This window comes from Pseudomonas sp. K5002 (assembly GCF_013386655.1).
GTDB lineage: Bacteria > Pseudomonadota > Gammaproteobacteria > Pseudomonadales > Pseudomonadaceae > Aquipseudomonas.
The window spans coordinates 1-3,900 of the sequence record NZ_JACARK010000635.1; the positions used below are offsets into that span (position 1 = coordinate 1).

Below are 3,900 nucleotides of genomic sequence, written 5' to 3' on the forward strand. Positions count from 1 at the left end.
CCCTGGCAGCCGACTTCGGCGCCGGAGATCGAGGCGTTTTTCTTGCAGAGGATGCCGACGGCGGCGGCAGCCAGGAAGAAATTCACCACGTCATCGTCGGATGCGTCCGGGTTGAACTTCATGTAGTAGTGCAGCACCGCCGGGATGATTCCCGCCGCGCCATTGGTCGGTGCCGTCACCATGCGCCCGCCGGCGGCGTTTTCTTCGTTGACGGCGAGGGCGAACAGGTTGACCCATTCCATGGCCGACAAGGTCGAGGTGATAACGTTGGGTTTGCCGATTTCCAGCAGGCTGCGGTGCAATTTCGCCGCGCGCCGTGGCACATCCAGACCGCCGGGCAGGATGCCTTCGTGGCGCAGGCCTTGTTCGACGCATTCACGCATCACCGACCAGATATGCAGCAGGCCGCTGCGGATCTCGGCATCGCTGCGCCAGGCCCGCTCGTTGGCCATCATCAGCTCGGAAACCCGCAGGCCGTGCTTGTTGCACAAGGCCAGCAGTTCGACGGCGCTCGAAAAGTCGTAGGGCAATTGCACTTCGCTGGTAGGCGCGATACCGGACTCGGCTTCTGCCGCTTCGATGATGAAACCGCCGCCCACCGAGTAGTACGTTTGCTCGCTCAACGGGCCGTTTTCGCCGTAGGCATGCAGGGACATGGCGTTGGGGTGGTAGGGCAGGCTTTCGTCCAGCAGCAGGAGGTCGTGTTGCCAGTTGAAGGCAATCGACGTGCGGCCGCCGAGCAGCAATTGGCCGGACTCGCGCAGTTGCTGGATGCGTGGGCCGATGCTGGTGGGGTCGATGCTGTCTGGCCATTCGCCCATCAGGCCCATCACACAGGCGCGGTCGGTGGCGTGGCCGACACCGGTGGCGGACAGCGAGCCGTACAAACGCACCTCTACGCGACGGGTTTCGTCGAGCAATTGCTGGTCGATAAGCGCTTGGACGAAGGTCGCCGCGGCCCGCATCGGGCCGACGGTATGGGAGCTGGAAGGACCAATGCCCACTTTGAATAGATCGAAAACACTGATAGCCATGCTAAACCCTTACAAGCAATGGAGTAGGAATCGCTGCCATGTTTTGTAGGACAAGCGGAATTGGCGCGATACTGAGCCTCTGGATCGGCACTGACCAACGAATTATCCTAAGACACCCTTTAGCAGGACTAAACCCTATGGCTCGCCCGCTTCATGGCCAGACCTACGTCTGGTTGCACGTTTTTTCCTGCGCGGCACGGCATTTGTCGTTCACCCGCTGCGCCGAGGAACTGCACATCACCCCGGGCGCGGTCAGCCAGCAAATCCGTCAGTTGGAGGAGCGTCTGGGGTTTCGCCTGTTCCATCGGCGCGCACGCGGGGTTGAGCTGAGCGCAGAGGGCCAGCGGTTGGCGATCACCGTGGGCGAGGCCTATGGCAGCATCGATGCCGAGTTGCAGCGGCTGGACGCCGGGATGATCAGCGGCACCTTGCGCCTGCGCTCGATCCCGTCGTTTCTCGGCAAATGGCTGACCCCGCGTTTGCCGCGTTTGCAGCAGCGCTTCCCGGATATCCAGCTGCGCATGGTTGCCGAAGACAGCAGCGTCGCCCTGCACGAGGGCGACTTCGACCTGGCCATCGACCTTAACGACGGCAGCTATCCCGGCTTGTTGTCCACAGCCTTGCTGGACGAGCAGATTTTCCCGGTGTGCGCACCGAGCCTGCTGCGGGGGCGACCGCCACTGCATGGCCCCGCTGACCTGGTGCATTTCCCGCTGCTGCACGACATCACTGCCTGGCGTGGGAGTTATGAGTACGCAGAGTGGGAGTTCTACCTGAATGCCATCGGCTACGACGCTGCCGACGTACGGCGCGGGCATACCTTCAACCGCAATCACCTGACCATCGAGGCGGCGATTGCCGGCATGGGCGTGGCGATTGCCCGGCGTACCTTGCTCAATGACGAACTGGAACGCGGCACCTTGATCGTGCCATTCGGCCTCGCCGTCCCCAACCACAAACGCTATGTGCTGCTGTACGCGCCGGGTGCGCTGAGCCATCCGGGCGTGCGGGCGGTGCATGACTGGCTGGTGGAGGAAGCGGAGATTTTTCGCGGATTGCACCCGTTGGGAGAGGGGCAATTGTAAGGAAGTTGGCGGTAAGAAGATGTAACCAACTCCCCACCCTAACAGCGTTTTTGGTTGTAGTCAGGGTTAATTTGTAATGTGGGATTTATCTTTGCAAAGGGGTTGAAATGTTCCTCTGTCTGCTCAATTGTGTAATCAGGAGGTCATGGTTTTCACCCATCCGGTGAAGCAGGAATGGCCTTCGGCGAGCTAGCTGAAATAAGGGAAAACTATGCAAATCCAAGTCAATAGCGATAACCATATTGAAAGCAGCATCCGACTGGAGGAGTGGGTACGTACCACCATTGAGAGCACGCTCGAACGTTACGAAGAAGATCTGACCCGCGTCGAGGTTTACCTGCGGGACGAGAACGGTGACAAGCCCGGCCCACACGATCTGAGTTGCCGACTGGAAGCACGGCCAAAAGGCCATCAACCGCTTTCGGTCCTCCATAAAGCCGATACGCTGGAACAGGCGATCGATGGCGCAGCGACCAAGCTGGAGCATGCCCTGGAGCATCTGTACGGCAAACTGCGCGGCAAACCACGCGCCGCGGGTCAAAGCCTGCCCAATACCAAGGCCGACGAGGCCGAGCTAGAAGAGGAATTCCTGGAAAACGAACAGGCTGCGCTTAACGGCTGATAGCTGATACTTTTTTCAACCCCACTGAAAACGGGCCTGCAGATGCAGGCCCGTTTTTTTATGCGCAAAAGGTCAGCGCGGGCTGCGCCGGAAAAAACAGGCGCTCAAGGCCGCCAGTGCGCACGCTCCAACGCCGGCATACAACATGGCCCAGCCCGCACCGTTGCGCAGCGCGGCCTGGGCGATCAGTGGGCCCTGCGGCAACACGTCCAGCTTGCCGGCGGCGATGTCCTGACTGAGGGTGGCCAACTGTGCCGTGCCAGGCAATATGCCAGCCAGGTAGTGAGCGATCCCGAGTATCAACACCAACCCCATCAACGCGATATTCAGCGCCAGGGTGATCAGACGTGCACTGAAGTCGATGCCCGAGGCCATCCCTGCGCGGTCGGATGAAACTGATCCGGTGGTGGTGTTGGTGGTGGGCGAGTTGGTAAACGCCAAGCCGCTGCCGGCAATCCCACAGGCGATCAGGACCCATGCCACACTGGGCTGGCCGCTATGATTGATCGCCGCCATTGTCACAAACCCCACGCCCATCAGGCCCAGGCCCAATGGAATGATGCGTTCGGCGCCATAGCGCAGGGCCAGGCGTTCAGCCAGCGGCGGCACCACCAACGTGGGCAGGGTATAGGCGAGCAGGGCGAGCCCGGTGAGCATGGTGTCGTAGCCCAGGCCGGCCTGGAAATACAGCGGCAGGTAGATCATGAAGGGCCAGAAGCTGAAGTTCATGCCGATCGAGCCCATCAGCGCGCCGTTGAAGCGCGGGATGCGAAACACCGAGAAGTCGAACATCGGATGCAGGCTGCGCCGCTCGACAACCACGAACAACAACAGGCTGCCCACCGACAGTCCGGCCCAGCCGAGCATGGCCGGGGTGGCAAAGCCGCTCTCGGTGCCCTGGGTGATGAAATAAACCAGGGCGAACACTGCCAGGGTGAGGGTGGCCATACCGGCTATATCGAGGCGATGGGCCGCCGGGTCACGGGATTCCTGCACGCTGATGCGCAGCAACACCAGAGTGAACAAGGTCAACGGCACATGCACCAGGAACACCCAGCGCCAATCCGCCACCGCCAGGATCAATGCCCCCACCATCGGCCCGAAACCCAGGCCCACCCCGGCGATCACGCCCCACACCGCAAAGGCCCGGGCCCGGGCC

General features: G+C 61.4%; 4 protein-coding genes. 2 read left to right on the forward strand and 2 right to left on the reverse strand.

Annotated features, from left to right (window positions below):
• A partial coding sequence (locus tag HX846_RS25125) for an L-serine ammonia-lyase (RefSeq protein ID WP_178966310.1) occupies nucleotides 1-1,034 on the reverse strand: 1,034 nt, incomplete at its 3' end.
• Nucleotides 1,035-1,171: 137 nt separating this feature from the next.
• Between HX846_RS25125 and HX846_RS25130 the strand changes: the two genes are divergently transcribed.
• Nucleotides 1,172-2,119 carry a LysR substrate-binding domain-containing protein gene (locus HX846_RS25130; protein WP_003212775.1) on the forward strand — a complete coding sequence of 316 codons (948 nt, stop codon included), beginning with the start codon at nucleotides 1,172-1,174 and terminating at the stop codon, nucleotides 2,117-2,119.
• A 211-nt stretch (nucleotides 2,120-2,330) separates the two neighbouring features.
• The gene (locus tag HX846_RS25135) at nucleotides 2,331-2,741 is read left to right on the forward strand and encodes an HPF/RaiA family ribosome-associated protein (RefSeq protein WP_003212772.1); all 411 of its coding nucleotides are present in this window, start codon (nucleotides 2,331-2,333) and stop codon (nucleotides 2,739-2,741) included.
• Between the two features lie 72 nt (nucleotides 2,742-2,813).
• Here the strand turns inward: HX846_RS25135 and HX846_RS25140 are convergent.
• Nucleotides 2,814-3,900 (reverse strand): MFS transporter (locus HX846_RS25140; RefSeq protein WP_178966311.1); only part of this gene is annotated, 1,087 nt, incomplete at its 5' end.